Annotated in this window: 18 protein-coding genes; 12 read left to right on the forward strand and 6 right to left on the reverse strand. The window is 45.7% G+C overall.

Annotated elements, in window-relative coordinates; translation table 11 throughout:
- Nucleotides 1-61: 61 nt before the first annotated feature.
- From argC to NOM01_RS13405, 3 genes are all read left to right on the forward strand, one after another.
- Complete coding sequence (gene argC, locus NOM01_RS13395) at nucleotides 62-1,006, forward strand: N-acetyl-gamma-glutamyl-phosphate reductase (RefSeq protein ID WP_255749010.1); 945 nt, start codon at nucleotides 62-64, stop codon at nucleotides 1,004-1,006.
- Nucleotides 1,007-1,133: 127 nt separating this feature from the next.
- Nucleotides 1,134-2,387, forward strand: a complete 1,254-nt coding sequence (locus tag NOM01_RS13400; RefSeq protein ID WP_255749011.1) for a multidrug effflux MFS transporter — start codon at nucleotides 1,134-1,136, stop codon at nucleotides 2,385-2,387.
- A 15-nt stretch (nucleotides 2,388-2,402) separates the two neighbouring features.
- Nucleotides 2,403-2,789 carry a hypothetical protein gene (locus NOM01_RS13405; RefSeq protein ID WP_255749013.1) on the forward strand — a complete coding sequence of 129 codons (387 nt, stop codon included), beginning with the start codon at nucleotides 2,403-2,405 and terminating at the stop codon, nucleotides 2,787-2,789.
- 57 nt (nucleotides 2,790-2,846) lie between these two features.
- Here NOM01_RS13405 and NOM01_RS13410 read toward each other — a convergent pair whose 3' ends face one another.
- From NOM01_RS13410 to NOM01_RS13430, 5 genes are all read right to left on the reverse strand, one after another.
- Entirely contained in the window at nucleotides 2,847-3,371 is a 525-nt protein-coding gene (locus tag NOM01_RS13410) for a YceI family protein (protein WP_255749014.1), read from the reverse strand.
- Nucleotides 3,372-3,510: 139 nt separating this feature from the next.
- Nucleotides 3,511-3,927, reverse strand: a complete 417-nt coding sequence (locus tag NOM01_RS13415) for an Rrf2 family transcriptional regulator (protein WP_255749015.1) — start codon at nucleotides 3,925-3,927, stop codon at nucleotides 3,511-3,513.
- 443 nt (nucleotides 3,928-4,370) lie between these two features.
- Entirely contained in the window at nucleotides 4,371-5,042 is a 672-nt protein-coding gene (gene rpiA / locus NOM01_RS13420; protein ID WP_255749016.1) for a ribose-5-phosphate isomerase RpiA, read from the reverse strand.
- Between the two features lie 144 nt (nucleotides 5,043-5,186).
- A complete protein-coding gene (locus NOM01_RS13425) occupies nucleotides 5,187-5,930 on the reverse strand; it encodes a glycerophosphodiester phosphodiesterase (RefSeq protein WP_255749017.1) in 744 nt (247 codons plus the stop codon).
- A 227-nt stretch (nucleotides 5,931-6,157) separates the two neighbouring features.
- Nucleotides 6,158-8,350, reverse strand: coding sequence for an anthranilate synthase component I (locus NOM01_RS13430; protein WP_255749018.1), 2,193 nt, complete (start codon nucleotides 8,348-8,350; stop codon nucleotides 6,158-6,160).
- A gap of 316 nt (nucleotides 8,351-8,666) precedes the next feature.
- Between NOM01_RS13430 and NOM01_RS13435 the strand changes: the two genes are divergently transcribed.
- From NOM01_RS13435 to NOM01_RS13445, 3 genes are all read left to right on the forward strand, one after another.
- Nucleotides 8,667-9,545, forward strand: coding sequence for an EamA family transporter (locus NOM01_RS13435; RefSeq protein ID WP_255749059.1), 879 nt, complete (start codon nucleotides 8,667-8,669; stop codon nucleotides 9,543-9,545).
- 384 nt (nucleotides 9,546-9,929) lie between these two features.
- On the forward strand, nucleotides 9,930-11,762 hold the full coding sequence (locus tag NOM01_RS13440; RefSeq protein WP_255749019.1) for an APC family permease: 1,833 nt from the start codon (nucleotides 9,930-9,932) through the stop codon (nucleotides 11,760-11,762).
- A 113-nt stretch (nucleotides 11,763-11,875) separates the two neighbouring features.
- Nucleotides 11,876-13,009, forward strand: coding sequence for an AbrB family transcriptional regulator (locus NOM01_RS13445; protein WP_255749020.1), 1,134 nt, complete (start codon nucleotides 11,876-11,878; stop codon nucleotides 13,007-13,009).
- Between the two features lie 303 nt (nucleotides 13,010-13,312).
- Here NOM01_RS13445 and NOM01_RS13450 read toward each other — a convergent pair whose 3' ends face one another.
- On the reverse strand, nucleotides 13,313-14,725 hold the full coding sequence (locus tag NOM01_RS13450) for an ISLre2 family transposase (RefSeq protein WP_255749021.1): 1,413 nt from the start codon (nucleotides 14,723-14,725) through the stop codon (nucleotides 13,313-13,315).
- A 742-nt stretch (nucleotides 14,726-15,467) separates the two neighbouring features.
- On the opposite strand from NOM01_RS13450, the gene NOM01_RS13455 reads away from it, so the two are divergent.
- From NOM01_RS13455 to msrA, 6 genes are all read left to right on the forward strand, one after another.
- Nucleotides 15,468-16,505 (forward strand): efflux RND transporter periplasmic adaptor subunit, encoded by a 1,038-nt coding sequence (locus NOM01_RS13455; protein WP_255749022.1) that lies wholly within the window; start codon nucleotides 15,468-15,470, stop codon nucleotides 16,503-16,505.
- Complete coding sequence (locus NOM01_RS13460) at nucleotides 16,502-17,188, forward strand: ABC transporter ATP-binding protein (RefSeq protein WP_304654899.1); 687 nt, start codon at nucleotides 16,502-16,504, stop codon at nucleotides 17,186-17,188. The genes NOM01_RS13455 and NOM01_RS13460 overlap by 4 nt, the downstream gene beginning before the upstream one ends.
- On the forward strand, nucleotides 17,188-18,351 hold the full coding sequence (locus NOM01_RS13465) for an ABC transporter permease (protein ID WP_255749023.1): 1,164 nt from the start codon (nucleotides 17,188-17,190) through the stop codon (nucleotides 18,349-18,351). Before NOM01_RS13460 ends, NOM01_RS13465 begins: the two co-directional genes overlap by 1 nt.
- Nucleotides 18,352-18,419: 68 nt before the next feature.
- Complete coding sequence (locus NOM01_RS13470) at nucleotides 18,420-19,091, forward strand: response regulator transcription factor (RefSeq protein ID WP_255749024.1); 672 nt, start codon at nucleotides 18,420-18,422, stop codon at nucleotides 19,089-19,091.
- 6 nt (nucleotides 19,092-19,097) lie between these two features.
- Entirely contained in the window at nucleotides 19,098-20,414 is a 1,317-nt protein-coding gene (locus tag NOM01_RS13475) for a sensor histidine kinase (protein WP_255749025.1), read from the forward strand.
- Nucleotides 20,398-20,931, forward strand: coding sequence for a peptide-methionine (S)-S-oxide reductase MsrA (msrA, locus tag NOM01_RS13480; RefSeq protein WP_255749026.1), 534 nt, complete (start codon nucleotides 20,398-20,400; stop codon nucleotides 20,929-20,931). The genes NOM01_RS13475 and msrA overlap by 17 nt, the downstream gene beginning before the upstream one ends.
- Nucleotides 20,932-20,985: the final 54 nt, after the last annotated feature.

Raw genomic sequence — 20,985 nt, forward strand, 5'->3', positions numbered from 1 at the left:
ACCGGATACGTGTCATGCGTATCCGAATTTTTTTTAAATAGAATAGAGAGGAGTGCTCACCATGTATTCTGTTTATGTAGACGGCCAATATGGGACCACAGGTTTGAAAATCAGAGACTATTTGTCAAAGCATGACCATATTCGGCTTCTGAACATCGCGTATGAGGAAAGACGCGATATGGAGTTGCGGAAGAAGTGCATGAATGAAGCAGATATCGTTTTCTTGTGCCTTCCTGATCAAGCTGCCGAGGAAGCAGTAAAAATGGTTGAAAATGATAAGACCAAGGTCATTGATGCGAGTACAGCACACAGAATTGATGAAGAATGGACTTATGGAATTCCTGAACTGTTCCCACATCAGCGGGCTAAAATAAGAAATTCCAAACGTGTCAGTGTTCCCGGCTGTCATGCGACCGCAGCGTTGCTGGCCCTTGCTCCTTTAGTCGGTAAGGGAATCGTGCCTGCTAATTATCCTGTATCTATTTATTCAGTTACAGGGTACAGCGGGGGCGGCAAAAAGGTCATTGCAGATTATGAAAATAAGAAACGTGCCCCATTCTTTGCTGTTCCAAGACCTTATGCTCTGCAATTAGATCATAAGCATTTACCTGAATTGACGAAATATGCGGGACTCAAGGAGAAGCCGATTTTACTTCCGGTTATCTGTGACTATTACAAAGGATTGGCGGTCAGTATTCCGCTATATACAAATAAGCTGTCCGAGTACAAATCGCCTGAGGAGATCCGCCGCTTTTTAGTAAATTATTATTCCGAAGAACCATTTGTGAACATTATGTCTAATGAGACGGAAGGTCTTTTTGAAGATGGCAGCTTTGATATTACCGGGTGCAACGATACTAATAGAGCAGATCTATTCGTTTTGGGAAATGAAGACCGGATCGTGCTGATGACCCGATTAGATAATCTGGGCAAGGGGGCATCCGGTGCGGCGATTCAATGCATGAATATCATGCTTGGAGTCCCTGAACAGACGGGCCTTAATTAAGATTTTCTAATCAGTAATTTTAACTTAATGATTACAGCACTGAACGTCCTTATGAGCAAAGCTTCAGGTAAACGGATCTTTTTTCTGCTATGATAACGTCAGACACTTTAAAAGAGAATTTTTTGAGATGAGAAAGGCTGATTTAAAAGTGAAAGCTGCACAAACAGATTTAATGACGCGTCAAAGCAAAGGCGGCTATGTTCGTTTTGTACTCGTACTGGGAGCGCTCGGCGCGTTCGGTCCGCTTTCAATGGATATGTATCTTCCGTCATTGCCGTCTCTGACTCGGGATTTGCAAACGACAACATCTCTGGCACAATTAAGCATCACTGCATGCCTGATCGGACTCGCGGCGGGACAGCTTATTCTTGGGCCGCTCAGTGATAAATTCGGACGAAAGATTCCTCTGCTTTCCGGTTTGATTTTATTTACCCTGACCTCTTTTCTTTGCGCGATCACAACATCGATTGGCTTGCTTGTCATTCTGCGACTGATCCAGGGGATTGCTGGGGCAGCGGGTATGGTGATTTCACGAGCGATTGCTCGTGATTTGTATTCGGGATCAAAGTTGACAAAATTTTTCTCGATGCTGATGGCAGTCAACGGTATTTTTCCTATCTTGGCACCGATATTAGGCGGCTTTGTGCTTCGGTTTACGTCCTGGCACGGTGTTTTCGTTGTCCTTTGCGTGATTGGTTTTTTATTGTTTTTAAGTGCATTATTCTATATTCCCGAAACGCTCCCTGTTGAAAAACGTATTTCAGGCGGGCTTGGTACAACCATGTCGGCAATGGGACATATTTTCCGAGACAGCCGGTTCGTCGGTTACGCGCTTGTCCTTGGTCTCGTGATGGGTGCCATGTTCTGTTACATTTCGGCATCCTCTTTCGTGCTGCAAGATATGTTTGACGTATCGCCCCAGGGATTCAGTCTATTTTTTGCCACGAACGGTTTAGGTATTGTCTTGATGTCGCAGCTTGCCGGACTTCTTGCCGGACGTGTAGACGCACGGAAAATCATGCGAACCGGAATAGTTATAGCAGCGATTGGCAGTATTGCGCTTTTTGCCAGCTTGATGCTCGAACCGCCGCGCCTTGTCGCAATCATGATCCCGCTTTTTCTTGTTGTTTCAATGGTTGGTCTCGTCAATTCAACAGCCTTTTCACTGGCGATGCAAAGCCAGGCGAAGGCGGCCGGAAGCGCCTCAGCGATTCTGGGACTCGGCATGAATACAATTGGAGCACTTTTTTCGCCGCTCGTCGGATTAGGAGGCAGCCATACCTATTTCCCAATGGCGCTGATGATCCTATTCTGTGATGTTGGCGCACTTGTCGTCTATGTTCTTTTTATCAGGAAGAAAGCGCTGAAAATTGTTAAATGAAAGAAGATTGATGAAATGAAATCATTTTTAATGGACTTATACCAAATCCGTCCGAGCCAGCTATACTTAGATCAGGATAAAATTGATCGTCTCAAAGGCGTATTTGATCCGCTCAATGTACGCTTCAATGCGCCGCTTCCGATTAAGAAAAACGGGGGAGAAGCGTTTCTGACCGACGGCCATACGCGTGCGTTTCTCTATAGTGAGGAAAAAATATCGGTGATCCCTGTCTATTGGGATACAGATGATCTTGATATGGATCTCTACCAGACTTGTCTGAACTGGTGCCGACATGAGCGCGTAATGTTTATTGATGATTTGAAAGAGCGCATACTTCCACATGATCAATTTTTGCAAAAGTGGATGGATCGCTGCGAAGAAGCAATAAAAAAAGACAAATAAGGTACAAAAAAAGAACGGATGGCTTAGATGAGCCATCCGTTCTTTTTCACGAAATTATTAAGCGTTTAAGGTGAATTCAGCATCGACACTAATCTTAATTTTGTTGCCGACAACGAGATTGCCGTTTGCAAGCGATTGGCTCCAAACCAGACCGTAATCGCGGCGGTCAATGGCGAAATTGAGACTTGCAGCATTGCGCTTCAGGCCGTATGGATCATCGATCGGCGCACCAATTTCTGCTTCAAAGGTTACCGGTTTCTTCGTTTCTTTAATGGTGAGGTTGCCTTCGATGGTATAATCTCCACCATCTGCTGATGTTATTTTAGTTGATTCGAATTTAATTTCAGGATATTTTTCAGCATCGAAGAAGTCAGCGCTCTTCAAGTGAGCGTCACGATCTTTAATACGTGTTTCAATGCTTGCGACATCAATTGAAACGGCAACTGCCGTAATCTTTCCGCTTTCATCAGTTGTTACAGTACCTGAAGTTGTTTTGAAACTGCCCTTCACATTAGAAAGTCCCATGTGTTTTACAGAGAAACCTGTTTCTGTGTGTGCTGAATCGATTGTCCATTTTGCCATTTTCATCCACTCCCAATAAATTTTTCATGTATTTTTGAAATCAGCGTGGCAGAGCCATTGCCGATTTATTACCGCTTTTTCTTATTCCTTTTCTAAACTATTGATGTAACAAAAATAGTTACATCTAGATGTCAAAAAATCAAGCTTTATCAAAAAGCTGATGTAGGATGCCGTCGATTGTCTCACTGGATAGTTTGCGCTCTAATGCATCCTGAGCAGCGCCAAACGCTTCGTCCAGTGCGCGCCGAATACCTTTGCCAACCGGACAATGGGGATTCGGATTGCCGTGGACTGCAAAGAGATTGTCTTTAGGCTCAACCGCATGGAATACGTCGAGCAGCGAAATGTCGGCAGGATCACGTGTTAATGAGGCGCCAGCCTTGCCGGCAGTAGTCTGAATCAGTTCAGCTTTTTTCAGCATACCGAGCAGCCTTCGGATGACGACCGGATTGGTGTTCACACTTGATGCGATATAGTCCGACGTTAAATCATCATGAGGCTTGGAGGCGATTAAAGCAAGAATATGAACAGCAACTGCAACTCGAGTATTAATCATTTCCCTCACCTCTTGTAACCATTATAATTACAACTATACATCCTGTCAACCAAATAATTAAAAAAGAACACTATTTTTTGTGACTTAGCTAACTTACTAAGCATTAGAAGAGTACTGCGCAACATCGTATCAATTGAAAAAACACTTATAATATGAGAAAAGCTGAACCGAAGAGAAGGAGTTAGACCGAACGCTTGAAAATCTAGATCGAATCCATGGAAAGTTAGGCCAAATTCATAAAAAGTTAGACTGAAAAGCGGAGGTTTGGCCGAACCAATAAAAAATTAGACCGAACGCTCGAAAAGTTAGGCAGAATCCATGGAAAAATGGACCGAATCTAGTGAGAGTTAGACCGAATCTCCCCGTATTGCGCGGTCTGTCCTTACTGTGCAATATTAGAATAAACCCCCTATCTGCGCTTCAGATAGGGGGTTTAGGTGAGATTATTTGTTCAGAGTATCGGTATGTCCGTCGGGGTAGCCGACGATGACTTTGTCTGTCATACCGAGGAAAAGGCCGTGTTCGACGACTCCGGTGAGATGATCCAGTTCATTCGCCAATTGTTCGGGATTGGAAATGGACTGCAAGTGAAGGTCAAGAATGTAATGATGCGCATCGGTCACGTAAGGTTGTCCGTCCGCGGCGCATCGAAGTTCGGGGCGGTACCCTTTTTCAGACAGATAGGCATTGACATGCTTCCATCCGAAGGGAACGACTTCAACCGGTAGAGGAAAGGCGCCGAGCTGTTCAACCTTTTTCGTATTGTCGACGATCCAAATGCGGCGCGTGGATGCTTTGGCGACCAGCTTTTCATAGAGCAAAGCGCCGCCTCCGCCTTTGATCCCGTTTAATTCTGAATCTACTTCATCGGCTCCGTCGACCGTTACATCGATTTTTGCGACGTCATTCAACGCACGCATCGGAATTTTCCATTCGCTGGCAAGGTCAATGGTTTTTTGAGATGTCGCGACCCCGGTCATCGTAAATCCATTTGCTACTTTTTCAGCCAGTGCTTCAAGAAAGTAATAAACAGTTGATCCAGTACCAAGGCCGATGGTCATTCCCTCTTTAATTTCATCAACAGCGCCTCTGCCTGCTGATTGTTTTCCGTTCATACTCATCCCTCGTTTTCTATTCGATTAAGGCTCTGATTAGTTGTCCATTGAATGGTAACGTTCTCATTGTATTATAGCGAAAGTGCCGAGCAGTGCCAATGGTTCCGTGAGAACTTGCACCTTGCCCGACACTTCATTTCCGTATTATTTTGCGACCTTCTGAAAACTTTTCCGCAGGTCGAGAGCAGCCTCGGGATGATCGGTAATAATGGCGTCAAGACCCATTTCAAAAGCAAGCTGCATATTTTTCGGCTGATTGACTGTCCACGCGCGCACCTTGAGTCCGTGCTCTTGGAGCTGTGCTGCTGTCTCAGAAAAAGCAGTCGGCTGCCAGAGATGCTGAGCGGTCGCGCCGACCTGTTGGGTGTAGCGCCACGGTTCGACCAAACGCTCCCATAAAAGAAGTGCGATGTCTGCAGTTGGATTAATTTTCTTCAATCGGATCAACGATTCATGATTGAAGGATGAGTAGACAACGGGAAGATGCGGCCGATAATGATCGACGAGCTGCGCTACCCGCGCTTCGATACCGGGATAAACGTTGCGGTCGGTTTTAAACTCTATATTCAGAACGCCGGGATAATCGGCTAGAAGTTCAAGCACTTGAATAAGCGTAGGTACACGTGTTCCTTTGAATTTTGGCGAAAACCAAGATCCTGCGTCAAATTGCTTTAATTCTTCTAGAGTGTATGATTTAATCTGGCCCTTGCCATTAGTCGTTCGATCAATCTTTTCATCGTGCATAACCACGACCTGCTGATCCTTTGTCAAATGAACATCAAGCTCAATGCCATCGCTTCCGACACGCATCGCTTCTTCAAACGAATCAAGCGTATTCTCAGGACAATTGCATTTACTGCCGCGATGGGCATATACTGCTGTTTTCATAGATATCCTCCCTCATCCATAAAAAGAAAAACGGATTAGCTCCTCACATCTAATCATCGAAGGCATACATCTAAACCTGACTGTCGATAACTTAGCCTTTACCTAAAGTTTACCATGCACCGAGATTCCATTCATTCGTTACTTTATGATTCACCTGCTAAAGTAATGATGGAGATTATGCGGCGTATAAACCCAATAGCTCTCCATGATGAAACGACATAGCCGCCTTAAGGTTGAACGGCTGAATAAAGACGAACGCTTCTAAGAACATTCTCCAAAATATTCATACCTGCATTTTCTCCGAGGCTCATAATTGACTCGGGATGAAACTGGACAGCCGTGATCGGCAGGCTTCGATGCTCCACAGCCATAATGACATGATCGTCAGATTCTGCTGTAGCATTGAGCTCTGGCGGCAGCTGGTCGACATAAAGCGAGTGGTAGCGTCCTGCTTTAAAATTCCGAGGAACATTGTGAAATAAAGGACTGTCCTTGTGATGAATCACTGATGATTTGCCGTGCGTGGGTATTGGCAGGATTCCGAGTGATCCGCCAAAGTAATTGACAATACCCTGAAGGCCGAGACAGATGCCGAATAGTGGGAGCTGATGCTCCAAACAAAGGTCAATCGTTTCCTGCATGTTGAACCGTTCCGGACGACCCGGCCCGGGAGAAAGGACGACAAGATCAATGGGCTCGGACCCCGCTCGGATCATTTGCCGGGCTGCCGGACTTCGGCGAACGGTCACGATTGCGCCAAGCGATTGAAAATAGCCGGAAAGGGTATGCACAAAGGAATCTTCATGATCAACAAAAAGAACATGGAGAGGGTGCTGGTCCTCTTTTCCCGCGACTTGCTTAACAACGGACTCCTCTTTGGACGAGGATGGACGAAGTGCCTCAATTAATGCACCGGCTTTAGTCAATGTCTCTCTTTCTTCACTTTCCGGATCGGAATCATAGAGCAGCGTTGCACCGACTCGTATCTGGGCTTCCCCGTGCTGCAGCCGCAGGCAGCGCAGCGTAAGGCCTGTGTTCATGTCACCATTGAAACCGATCCAGCCGACCGCGCCGCCATACCAGCCGCGCGCGGTTTTTTCATGCTGTTCAATCCAGCGCATTGCCTCAAGCTTTGGTGCTCCTGTGATGGTGACCGCCCACATATGGCTGATAAAAGCATCGATGGCATCACAATCTTCCTTCAGCTGTCCTTTAATATGATCTACCGTATGAAAGAGATGGGAATACGTTTCGATCTGCCGTCTCCCGACCACTTCAACAGAACCGGGGATACAAATCCTCGATTTATCATTCCGATCGACATCGGTACACATCGTGAGTTCCGATTCTTCTTTTTTAGAACCAAGCAAGGTCTTGATTTGTTCGGCGTCTTCGATGACAGAGCCTTTTCTGCGGATCGTCCCAGAGATCGGGCATGTCTCCACTGTCGCGCCATCGACACGTACGTACATTTCCGGAGAGCAACCAATCAGAAACTCTTCATTATTTAAATGGATGAGGAAACCATAGGGGCTTGGATTAATGCACTGCAGTCGCTGAAAAACATGTGAAGGCCGACTTGAACAGTGCTGAGTCAGAACACGGCTTGGCACGACTTCAAACAGGTCGCCTTTTTTAAATGCTGCTTTTGCTTTGCGTACAAGTGCGGCATAATCCCCTTTTTGATCAGCGACACCGGATGAAGCACTCGATTTTTTGTCGAACCGGGCAACTGCACCGAAATGCGGTTTGTTTTCGGTAGAAAGCTTTCCGTAAGCAAATTCATAGGTTAATTGATACGCGTTGTTTTTCTCCCGATCAACAACAATCAGCTCATCGGGAAGGTAAAGCTGCAGATCATTTTGTTCCGAATTTCGATCTTTATTCAGAGTGTAGTGCTCAAACTGGAGGACAAGATCGAAACCAAAAGCACCATAAAGGCCGAGAAAATCATCATCAATGTGAAAAAGTGTTTCAATTTCTCGAAGCAATGTGAACAGTGAAGAACGCTTTGTTCGATTCTCTTCTTGAATCAATGCTTCATCGGTCACACGGATGTTGCCGATCAGAGCAGATGAATGACGGGACGTTATTTCTAAATCAGGATGGGTTAAGCGATCAGTCAGAAAGGCAATCAGTACCTTCCCGCGTTCATTGAGTGCTTTAATTTGAAAGGAATGGTTCTTTGATGTCAGTTCAAGCGGCGGGTTCACAAACCCGATATCCCAGCGCGAATAACGGCCCGGAAAACGGTAGGTACTGGAGAACAGTGCGCCTTTGTGTTCATCAAGGCGTTCTGCAAGATTTAAAATAGCCGGTTCACCAGAGATCGGTACCTGGCTGCGGGTAATGATCATACCCTTGTCAGTGGTGTAAAGAGTGGATGCTTGTGATTTGTCAATTTGTGATAAGATACTCATCTTATCAACCTCCTGTATAAATAGATTTATACAGAAGAGCAACTCTGAATCAGAAAGAGACGTCGAATAAAAGCGGCCGTCTGCAAGTCACTAAAAAATGTACGATTCTGTTCTCAACTCTGCTCTTCTTTACTCTGCTTAACTGTGCTAAACTAAACTTCTTATATCATACATGGGAACTCGTTTCTATTCAACTGAGAACCGGTTGACGGTCTCATTATAATAAGATGTGACGAAGAACACAGAGAGGAAGAAAAAAGTGGCAGAACTTGTGCGGCGCTTTGCTGCCACACGATCTTGGCAGCGGTCGATCGGTATGATGCTCGTGCTCTGCGGTGCGACATTATGGGGTGTTTCTGGAAATGTTGCCCAGTATTTATTTGAAGCTCAGCACATCAATGCCGGGTGGCTGACTTCTGTTCGTATGCTGACGGCAGGCATACTGCTGCTCATCTTGACGCAATTTGGAAAAGAACGTCATCTGACCTGGTCTGTTTGGAAAAATGGAAAAACAGTGTCAGGTATGCTTATTTTTGGATTAATCGGGATGATTGGTGCTCAATATACGTATTTTGAAGCGATTGCCGCAGGTAATGCGGCTACGGCAACGCTGCTGCAGTATCTTAGTCCGGTCCTGATCATGCTCTACTTAATGATCCGTTGGCGCAAAAAACCGTCCGGAGTAGAATTAGCGGCAATTTTAATGGCATTGCTTGGTGTTTTTTTAATAGCGACAAAAGGGCATCCGGATCAGTTGTCGATTGCTCCGCTTGCCGTTTTTTGGGGACTGATGTCGGCACTGGGCGGTGCCATCTATGCGACACAGCCTGGAAAACTACTGAAACAATTCGGTCCCGGAGTTGTTGTCGGCTGGGGGATGGTCATTGGTGGAATCGCAATGAGCGTACTGTATCCACCTTGGCATTTCAACGGAAATCTTTCCGTTCAATTAATAATGGGCATTGCTTTTGTCATTCTTTTTGGCACACTGCTTGCATTTTACTTGTATTTGGCCAGCCTGAAGTATTTAAAACCAATAGAAACCAGTCTGCTTGGCTGCGCCGAACCGCTGTCTGCAGCCATTGTCAGTGTTGCTTGGATGCATGTTCCACTCACAGTGTTTGATTGGATGGGAGCGGCATGCATTATTGGTACAGTCGTCATGCTGTCACTGACACGAAAAAAGCTGCGGTAAACATGGAAATAAAGGGAAATGATGTCGCTTGCTGATTATTACCTGGGAAATGATGACGAATGATGCGCTTTTATTCTTAAACTGTTGATTTTTGTTTCATAAAATAATAAAGAGTAAAGATAAGATATTAATGGCGCTGCCTTTATTAAAAAATAATTCAACTTATAATAGATAAGAACTTCCAGTTTCTGCACCTGTTCAGTAGATGTCTAAGACGTATCATTACCAAATTTTTCTGTGTTGCTTCATTCAAAAATGAGGCATACAATCAATCTGCACAAATCGAAGGAGTATAACGCAATAGATCTTGTGGAAGATTGCCAAAAATCTATTCTCATTCACTTCAAAGAGTTAAGTAATACTGCATGAAGAAGGGGCACATTTATGTTAACGAAATTAAAACGGCTGCTGATCGGCAGGCCGCTTAAGTCAAATGAATCGCACAATCAAAAATTAAATAAATTCAAAGCCTTGGCTGTTCTGTCCTCTGATGCACTTTCTTCGGTTGCTTATGGACCTGAGCAGATCCTAATAGTTTTGATGGCAGCAGGAAGCAGTGCACTCTGGTTTTCCTTACCGATTTCTCTTGGCGTTCTCATTCTTTTAATTGCACTCGTTTTGTCGTATCGACAGATTATTTTTGCCTATCCGCAAGGCGGCGGAGCCTATATGGTTGCAAAAGAAAACCTTGGCACTAACTTTGGTCTTACTGCAGGAGGAGCACTGCTCGTTGACTATATTTTGACGGTAGCAGTTAGTGTTTCAGCAGGTACGGATGCGATTACTTCAGCATTTCCATCGCTCCATGAGCATGCCGTTTTGGTTGCTGTCATTATCGTCATTTTGATCACGATTCTGAATTTGCGCGGATTAACGGATTCGGCAACACTATTGTCTTATCCGGTTTATTTCTTTGTACTCATGATGCTGCTGGTCATTGGCGGCGGACTTTTTGCTGCATTGACCGGACATACTGTTCCCATGCATCAACATGCGGCATTGGGTACGCCGGTGATGGGAGTCAGCCTGTTTCTTTTGCTGCGTGCCTTCTCGTCAGGATGCTCTGCGCTGACTGGTGTCGAGGCAATTTCTAATGCTATTCCGAGCTTTAAGGATCCCGCACCCAAGAATGCTGCTCGGACGCTTCTCATGATGGGCGGCGTGCTTGCGGTACTTCTGGCCGGAATCGTTTATCTTTCCTATTGGTACGGCGTTCATCCGGAAAGTGATCAGACGGTGCTTTCTCAGCTGGCGGGCAACTTGTTCGGACGCAATATTTTTTATTACATTATTCAAGTGTCCACAGCATTAATCTTGATTCTCGCCGCGAATACCGGTTACTCAGCATTTCCGCTGCTCGCATTTAATTTAGCGAGGGATAAATATATGCCGAGACCGTTTAAGGTTAAGGGAGATCGATTGGGTTTCTCCAACGGTATTTTAACTTTAGGTGCTCTTTCGATTGTGCTCATTATTATTTTTAATGGAAGAACGGAAAATCTGATTCCACTCTATGCAGTTGGTGTTTTCATTCCGTTTTCACTCTCACAGACGGGTATGATTGTCCACTGGCTTAAGAAACGTCCAAAGGGCTGGCAGGGCAAGCTGATGATCAATTTGCTCGGAGCGTTAATTTGTTACCTGATTCTTGCCATTTTCTTTTTGACGAAATTTCCGCAAATCTGGCCGGTACTGATTTTTGTGCCGATTGTGGTTGCTGTTTTTCATAAAATCCATGAACATTATATGCTTGTTGCCGAACAGCTGCGGGTTGATTTTTCCGAACCTGTGCCAATCGTTCATGCGTCCGATAATATAATTGTTGTGCCGGTCGCCGGAATCACAAAAGTCGTTGAGCAATCATTGACGTACGCTAAATCACTATCCGGTAATGTCATTGCCGTATTTGTCGGCGACAGTCCGGAAGCGATCAATAAAATGAATCGGGAATGGAATGAATGGAATCCGGGTGTCAGACTGATTGCGCTTCATTCGCCCTATCGAAGCATTGTCAGTCCGCTTGATAAATTTATCACCACCGTAAAATACAGAGCAGATAAGCAGGGAGCAACAGTAACCGTGGTATTCCCGCAGTTCTACACAAAAGAATGGTGGCAGAGCCTGCTGCATAACCAATCCGGTGTTCTGATCAAGGCGAGTCTGATCCGTCACAAAGATGTTGTTATTGCAACGGTTCCCTATCATTTTAAAAAATAAATCATTGATTTCCTTGGCGCGGCAGCAAACCGCGTCAATTTTTTAATTAAATGTGTTCATCAATCAGCGTGATAGAATATTGCTATACTAAGCTTTTAAAGAGGAGGAAGAAAATGAGGTCAAGCCTAGCATTAAGCGGAAGAAACCTAGTTTTTATCATGATTTGCAGCGCCGGAGGCTTGATGCTTACTTTGGCAGGACTTTCAATCGGATGGATGATTGGAACCTTGATCATGGCAGGCGCGCTTTCACTGTTGAATCCAAGGTGGATCAGGCGGCTTTGTACTGAAAAAGGGATGGAGAGTTATTGGTTGAAGGCCGGCCAGCTCCTGCTTGGTGTGCAGATCGGAATGCAAGTCAATGGATCAATCCTGGATGCATTGCGCCATGGATGGCTGCCGATTATCATCATGATCTTAACCTCCATTGCTTTATCTCTTGCAAGCGGATTTACTTTATTTCATTTCAGTAAGACGGATCTCAGTACAAGTCTCTATGGAACAACACCCGGAGGATTGTCTTCGATGGTGGGCATTGCGGCAGACAGCGGGGCGAACATGGCAGTTGTCAGCATTATCCAGACAATGAGGGTGATCCTAGTTGAAAGCACAGTGCCAGTCCTTGTATCCATTTGGAATGCACCGGTTCAAGCAAAGCCGGCGGCTGCTGAAGTTGTGAAAACGCTGAATCCGGCAACCGCTGCAGGACTCTTTCTGCTCATCATAATCGCTGTAATAAGTGCTTGGTTGGGGAAAAAAATAAAAATGCCCGCCCCTTGGCTGCTCGGAAGCATGATCGGTGCCGGTGCAGCGCAGATCGTGTTTGGCGTGGCAACAGCGAATACTTTGCCCGTGTGGCAGCCGCATCTTCTTGTGATCGTGGCTCAAATCACGATTGGTGCATGTGTCGGCGCACGGCTGAAGCGAAGTATGTTTTTGGACGTTGCTCGGATTGCTTTTGTGGGACTTATGGGCTCAATCGGACTGACGGCAGCCATGTTCCTCTGCGCTTTGCTCGTGTCGGGTCTAACCGGAATTGACCCGGTTACATCGATTCTGGCCTTTGCACCGGGCGGCATTGACGTAATGGCGGTAACATCGGAGGCACTCCATGCCAATTCTACTTTTGTGGTTGCAGTGCAGGTATTGAGAGTGCTTGCCATCTGTACACTTCTTCCGCCGTTTTTCAATTTGTTGAACCGTCACCGCGCACAAACAGAGCTGTCATCAAAAGCCTCATCAGAATGAAGCTGCTTTTTCCATATGAGACACCAATAGGGCTGCCGAAACCAAAAGGAACTGCTCAAGCTAGGTCTGCCCTCAGTTGCACGTATGGTGCAAAACGCCGAATCGAATTTGAAGACTTTACTTAATTCCGAGCCGCTTGAATCGAATAGGTTCTTCAGGACACCTTTCTTTACAGGTGATAATTTTTATCGTTTTTTCTTGCCGGGTACGGCGAGTATGTGTCAAGCTTTTCTCGGAACTCTTTGCTAGAGAAGAACTTCTTAATCTTTAATTTGTACCCCTTAGGTGTTAAACCACACTTCTTCAGGCAAGCGTAAGCACTCTGTTCAGTTTTCCTACTGCACTCGAGGAGGAAGCGTTTATTCCGATTCGACCATGATGTGCACCGATAGAAGGAACCGTCGGTTCCTTCAACAAGGATGCAATACGTATTGTTTTCTTCGTTAGGCGTTCGATGCGTTTGGATGGGAGGAACGAAGAAAGATACGCTGCTCTTAGCGTCCCATTACGTATCCCTTGAATAACTTTAACCATGCCTTCTTCCGACTCACCCCAATGCATGCCACGCTTTTTCATGCGGAACGTCAAATGCCTTTGATTCGATTCCATCGCACCCAATCTCCCGGCATTTTCGGGAAGATTTTCTTTCGCCATACTCTCTCGCCAATCAAACAAACGATCCCAGTGTTCCATGAGATAGTGCTTGACCTTTTCAACCTGCTCAATGCGCCCACCCTCGTCTTGATTACTTTCAAACGTATCCAGCAACAGGATGACCTCTGCACGATCTTTTCTTTGAATCGCCTTTTGTATACGCGTGATCCAAGACTTATCACCATGTAGAGAACGAGTTAGGGATTGAGCGACATGAAACGCATCCAGTTGAACCCAAATGCGCTTGTGTGACCCACAAAAGGCATCTTTAAAATGCGTTTCGTCATAACCTACGCCTCCGTCGCTATTAGCGACAATTTGTGTCTGCCATAAGCGATAACGCTGTTCGACTACGGCTTCAACCTGTTCCCAGAAGGTATCGAGTCCCTTGCTTGTCATAACCGCGTAGGGCTCTTTCAGAAGCCGTCTTTTTCCGTTCTTCACCCAACCCTCATACAAAATAAAATGCTTGATTTCAATGTGTTGCCGTTTCTTCAATCCACGGACAAAGGTTCCATCAGCCTCCGCAAAGAGAAAATTCGGTTGTCGTGTTCCATCCAACTCTCCATTGGCTGCTTGGATCACGCGCTCTTGATCCTGCTTTTCTTGAGCTTCGCCGACTGCTCGAACACAGTGCATGACCGTGGTGTGACTCATTTGAACCTGAGTCCAAGTGGCTAAGGTTTTCACGACCTCCCGGCAAGTCATACGGCTCGCTAAGGTCGCTGTTTCATATTCAACATTTGGCGAATAACGCATGTGTTTTCTCAATTTAAGCAGGTGATCCAATGGATAACAGGCATGTCCTTCCGGGTTAATCATACGCGTATGAGAGAAAGTCACCGGTCCAAATAAGAATTGGAGAACACGCTGGTCCTTATGACTATCTACTTTCCAGCCCTCCGCCTGTTTTTCACGGGTAATCGCTTGGTCAAGCAAAGAAAACACTTGTTCAACGCTATGCCTCATGAACTGATACATATAGGCAGTAGCCTCTTCCTCAAATGCCAACAAGCTCGTTTGATTCTTCCAAATTCCTAATAAATCCTCTATACTATCCATTGAGAAGGCCTCTATTCCTGATGTATTCCGTGGTGGGTATACATTTAGAATAAGGAGCCTTCTCCTTTTCGTCCAGTCAAAAAGGGGATACCAAAAGCATAATTCGAGCAGAAAGAGCTGCATGCTGCTCCATCCTCAAGCACTCACATCAAATTTATCCCCCCGAGAAACATTTTACACATAGGTACGGCGATAAGGGCATAAGATTCGGTTGGACGATCAGGTTAGCGCTCAATCTGAGAAATAAACGGAAAAATTTCGCTTAATTAGAAAACAAATGAAAAAAATGCTGAAATAGACGGAGAAATTCCGCTTATCGAATCGAAAAACGTGAAAATGGTGGCTTTTTTCTGTGCATAAGCGGAAAAATTACCCTTATAAACCGGGAAAACCATCGCCATGATGCAAATAACCGGAAAATTTCCGCTTATTTTTACGTTACTTAATTTAGGACTATGTCGGTTCAAACACAAGGTTGATGACTCAAAATGGCATTTGGAGTAAAGGAGCGTTCGCTAACGATAGAAGAACTTTCGCGCTAACAGCAAAGGAACTTTCGTATGTAAGGAACTTTCGCTAAATACGCATACGTCCTGTATGCAACGCGAAAGCCACCGCATCCTGCGGAAGTAAAGACCGGGCGCTTTTTGCCCGGCTTTTCTATCCTTAAGCAAATTTTAAGAATCCCCCCTTAAACTGAAGTCCATAACAAAACATCTGAAGTAGCGAAGGGGTTTGGATAATGAAGAAGATCTGGATTTTGATCATTGTTGTAGTACTTGCTATTGGAGGGGGAGGTGCATTCTGGTATTTTACAAGGGACAAGTCTTCGGATAATCAAACCATGATTCCGACAACCACCGTTCAAAAAGGAACGATTTCCACAGACGTGAGCGGATCAGGAACGCTAACAACAACCGTTGATAAGGATGTGACGATTGACGCGGATGACGCATCGAAAACGGTTTACAGCGTTTCCGTTGCAAAAAATGATAAAGTGGAGAAAGGTGATAAGCTTCTTACCTTTACAGACGGCACGACGCTTACAGCTCCTAAGTCGGGTACCTTAACAAGTTTTACGGTGTATAAAGGCGATCGCGTAAATAACGGACAGACGGTCGCTCATTTAAAGAGCTATGATGATCTGAGCACGGTGCTTTCTATTGACGAATTGGACATTCCGAAGATTAAAACCGGACAATCCGTTTCCGTTGTCGTTGCTGCTTATCCGAAAAAAACGTTCAGTGGGAAAGTGACGTCAATTGCTAAGGAAGGCAGTGATACAAACGGAACCTCTTCTTTTGATGTAACGGTGCATTTATCCAAATCAACCGGACTTAAACCAGGCATGACAACGACGGCGAATATCGTCCTTGAAAAGAAAACGAATGTTCTATACTTGCCATCGGGTGCTGTACATCAAAGCGGTGACGGCTATTATGTATATTTGTCTTCCTCAAATTCAAATAGCAGCGGCGAGGAAGCATCGGGCCGATTCAGCAATGTGGAAACAACAAGAGGCAAGCAGCAAACGGTGACTGTCGGTATTCATAATGATCAGTATATTGAAATTAAATCCGGGCTTCAGGAAGGACAAACTGTCCAATTAAATGCGATCACCAAATCATCCGGAACCTCTTCATCATCAAGTAGTCAAAGTAGTCAAAGTAGTCAAACTCAAATGATGCCTTCTATGAATGGCGGCGGCTTCGGAGGCGGACAAGGCAGTGGCAGCTTTGGCGGAAATCGTGGTGGAAACGGTGGTGGAACGCAGCCATGAGTGAAGTCATGATCTCGATGAGCAAGATTGAGAAGACCTATAAATTAGGCGACAATATCGTTCATGCTCTGGATCATATCGATCTTACTATTGAAGAAGGTGCCTTTGTTTCCATTGTCGGACCTTCCGGATCGGGTAAATCCACACTCATGAATATGATGGGCTGTCTCGACAAACCAGATGCAGGCGAATACACTCTGGGCGGCAGTCACATTGATCGCCTCAAGGATCGCGATTTAGCAGAAATCAGGAATCGAAAAATCGGCTTTATTTTTCAGAACTTCAATCTTCTTGGAAAATTGACTGCTGTTGAAAATGTGGAAATGCCTTTGCTCTATCGCGGCGTTAAGGCAAAAATTAGACGAACCCGCGCCTTGGAATGCTTGAAACTGGTCGGGCTTGAAGATCGCGCAACGCATCTTCCCAACCAGCTTTCAGGCGGTCAGCAGCAACGTGTGGCCATTGCACGCGCACTCGCCGGTGAACCGCAAATTTTACTTGCTGACGAACCGACGGGGGCTCTGGACAGCAAGACCAGTGAAGATATTATGAAGCTGTTGACCACTCTGAATAATAGCGGACGCACAATTGTGCTGATCACCCATGATTTGAATGTGGCAAGAAAAGCAAAACGAACAGTCAGCATCCGTGACGGCAGGCTTCAGGAAGGTGAGCATATCTGATGAATCTTTTTACTTCGATAAAAATGGCTGCTCGCAATATCCAGGGAAATAAAATGCGTTCTTTTTTGACCATGCTTGGTATTATTATCGGCGTTTCCTCGGTTATCGCTTTACTAGCCATAGGACAGGGTTCCAGCAAGTCGGTTGCCGACAGTGTCAATAGTCTTGGAACTAATCTTATTACGGTGAACATTACGAATACGGATACCCATTTTACAATGGATAATTTGAAAGAAGTCAAGCAGGCTACCGGCGTGAAATCGGTGGCACCGGTACTAAGCGGGAGAAGTACGCTGCGCAACGGCAGCACAACATCCCAGGTCAGTGTGACCGGGACAACCTCCAGCTATTTATCGATCCGACAGCTTACCGTCAAACAGGGACGATTTGTTTCCTCATTGGATAATAAATTCCGTCAGAAGGTTGTCGTTCTGGGCAGCGATCTGGCGACGACCCTTTTTGAAAATGAATCGCCGATTGATAAAAAAGTGTTGATTGACGGTGAAAGCTATCTAGTTGTCGGTGTCCTGAACAGCAAAGGCGGATCAATGGGATCGAGCAGTGATGACGCGGCTTTTCTCCCATTCTCGACTGCGCAGCGGCTGATCGGTACGACTTATATTACACAGTTTTATGCACAAGCTGAGAGTCAGGATTCTGTAAATTGGGCAATGGCGGGCATTTCTCGCGTGTTGAGCCAAACATACAGCGATTCAGATGATTACAGTGTTGTCAATCAGCAAGATGTTATGGAAGCGATGAGCTCGGTCTCAAGTACGATGACGATGCTGCTTGCCGGAATCGCAGGTATCTCACTGCTTGTCGGCGGCATCGGCATCATGAATATCATGCTCGTATCGGTTACGGAACGCACACGGGAGATCGGCATACGCAAAGCGATCGGAGCGAAAAGAAAAGATATTATGCTTCAGTTCCTGATTGAAGCAGCCGTCCTCAGTATGCTCGGCGGACTTTGCGGTGTCGGCATCGGCGTTCTGGCTGCGAAGATTTATGCGCTGGCTGTAGGAGGAACCATTGTCTATTCACTGCCAATTATGGCAGCCGCATTCCTGTTCTCGGCAGTTGTCGGCATTGTGTTTGGCGTATTTCCGGCATATAAAGCGTCAAAGCTTAATCCGATTGAGGCCCTTCGTATGGAGTGAGCCATTTTCAATAAAGGTTTGTTATGTTGTACAATAAGTGCAGGAATGAGAAATGTGAGGTGTTGACGATGCGACTGCTGGTTGTTGAGGATAATCACTATCTGCTTCAAGAAATTGTCCGCCTGCTTGAGGAGGAGTATACGGTCGACTCGGCAGAGGACGGCGACGATGCACTGTATCTAGCGGAGCAGAATATATATGACGCGATTGTTCTTGATGTGATGCTTCCTGGGATGAATGGTTTTGAGGTCACTGAGCGGATTCGAAAAAAAGGAGTAGCGACGCCGATTATTTTTCTTACGGCGCGCGATGCCGTCGATGACCGTGTGAAGGGGCTGAACTTGGGCGGCGATGATTATATGATTAAGCCATTTCAGAACCAGGAACTAAAGGCACGGGTGGCCGCAGTCTTGCGCCGCAGTTCGCCGATGGCACTTGACCATATCCTTCGCTATAAGGGCATTGAGATTGACAACAAACGCAAACAAATTAAAGTCGATGGAGAAATTCTTTCGTTTACGACAAAACAATATGATTTACTTGAATATCTGGTACAGAACGAAGATCAAATATTGACCCGGGAGCAGATTTTCGACCGAATCTGGGGCTTTGATTCCGACACAACGGTTGGCATTGTTGAAGTTTATATCCATCAACTGCGAAAAAAATTGAAAAAGTATGCGTATGACGCCGATATCCAAACCGTTCGAGGCATCGGCTATATGTTGACGGATAAGTGATCGCGTATGACACTTTTTCGGAAGACACTTATCAGATTAACGATTTTGAATTCGGCTTTGCTGATTCTGCTGCTCAGCTTATTAGGTGGCACGATTTATTTCTATGAGCAAGGCGTGACCTTTCGGGATAGTAATAAAATTTTGAGGGGTGCGGCATCGGGAGAAGTAAAGCCGTTTAACAGTCCCGCGCTGGGTCAAGGCCAGGGAGCAATAGATCGGCCTCAGCGCAATAACCAACGACTGATCTGGGTTGCCACGAACAGCAGCAATGCACAAATTAGTTCAAACATGGATACTTATCTGGGAGATGAAGGGGCAAAAACGTTTTTTAAACCTTTTTTAAATGTAACTCCGGGCGATATCATTGAAAAAAAAGCTAATGGCGCCTATTATCATCTGCTGGCCCAAAAAGGCAAACTAGAAAATGGGAAAGCAGTAAAGATTATTTTTGGCGTTGATGTGACTCCGGAAAAAAATCTTTTAAACACGCTAAGTATGATCATTGTTTATGGGCTTATTGGCGGAGCAATTGTCTCTGTTATTGTCGGCTATTTCCTTGCGAGGTATGCGCTTCGTCCGGTAGAAAAGGCGTGGGATCGGCAAAATCGTTTTGTAGCCGATGCTTCTCATGAACTGCGCACACCGCTGTCGATCATCCAGTTGAAAATTGAAGGCTTGCTCAGGCAGCCGCGCCAAAAGGTTCAGGAGGTCGGCGAGGATATTGCGGTCATGCTTGATGAGACGCGCAGGCTGTCCAAACTTGTCGGAAATCTGCTGACCTTGGCGCGTTCGGACGCGAACAGGCTCGAAGTGAGTCTGGCTCCGCTTGACTTGAGCGCGGTCTTGAAAAAAGTAACCGAACCCTTCTCGGAAATGGCAGAGTTCGAAGAGAAATCCTTCAGACTTGACGGAGCAGGCGATCCCATTTACATTAATGGTGATGAACAACGTGTGCATCAGCTGCTCGTCATCCTTTTGGATAACGCGATGAAATTTACGCCAAAGGGTGGAAAGATTGCGGTTAACTGCACGAGAGAAAACAAGTATGCCCGGCTGACCGTATCCGACAGCGGATGCGGAATATCAGAACAAGATGCCAAACACATTTTCGATCGGTTCTATCAAGTGGACAGCGCGCGTACCGGTCAAAAAGGTACCGGTCTCGGTCTATCGATTGCCGAATGGATCGTGGCAAAGCATCGCGGGAAGATTGATGTAGAAAGCGAGCTCGGTAAGGGGACGACATTCAATGTGCGGCTTCCCTTGGTGAAAAATGAGCCGGAGCAGCAAGAGGGAGAAAAAGCAGATGACAGTAAATCTTGATACGGCGACCTTTGCCGGAGGATGCTTTTGGTGCATGGTTAAGCCGTTCGATACATTGCCGGGAATTGAAAAAGTCGTTTCCGGCTATACAGGCGGTACGGTTGAAAATCCGTCCTATGAGCAGGTGAAAACTGGAACAACCGGCCATATGGAAGCCATTCAGATACTTTTTGATCCTGAATTGTTTCCGTACGAAAAGCTTCTCGAATTATATTGGACTCAGGTCGATCCGACCGATGACGGCGGGCAGTTTTTTGATCGCGGCGACAACTATCGGACCGCGATTTTCTATCACAATGAGGCGCAAAAGAAGGCGGCAGAGCAATCCAAAGCAGATTTAGCCGTGAGCGGACGTTTTATCAAACCGATCGTGACTCGAATTCTTCCTGCGGCACCGTTTTATCCAGCGGAAGAGGAGCACCAGAAGTTCTACCAAAAGCACCCGGACCGTTACAAGGCTGAACGTGTGGAATCCGGCCGCGATGCGTTTATTCATGAAACATGGGAAAAACGTTAATTACGAACAATTATATAAAATGAAAGAAACCTTCCATGTCTTAATGACAGGAAG

Source organism: Sporolactobacillus sp. STSJ-5 (assembly GCF_024385605.1).
In the GTDB taxonomy this organism is placed as follows: Bacteria; Bacillota; Bacilli; order Bacillales; family Sporolactobacillaceae; genus Sporolactobacillus.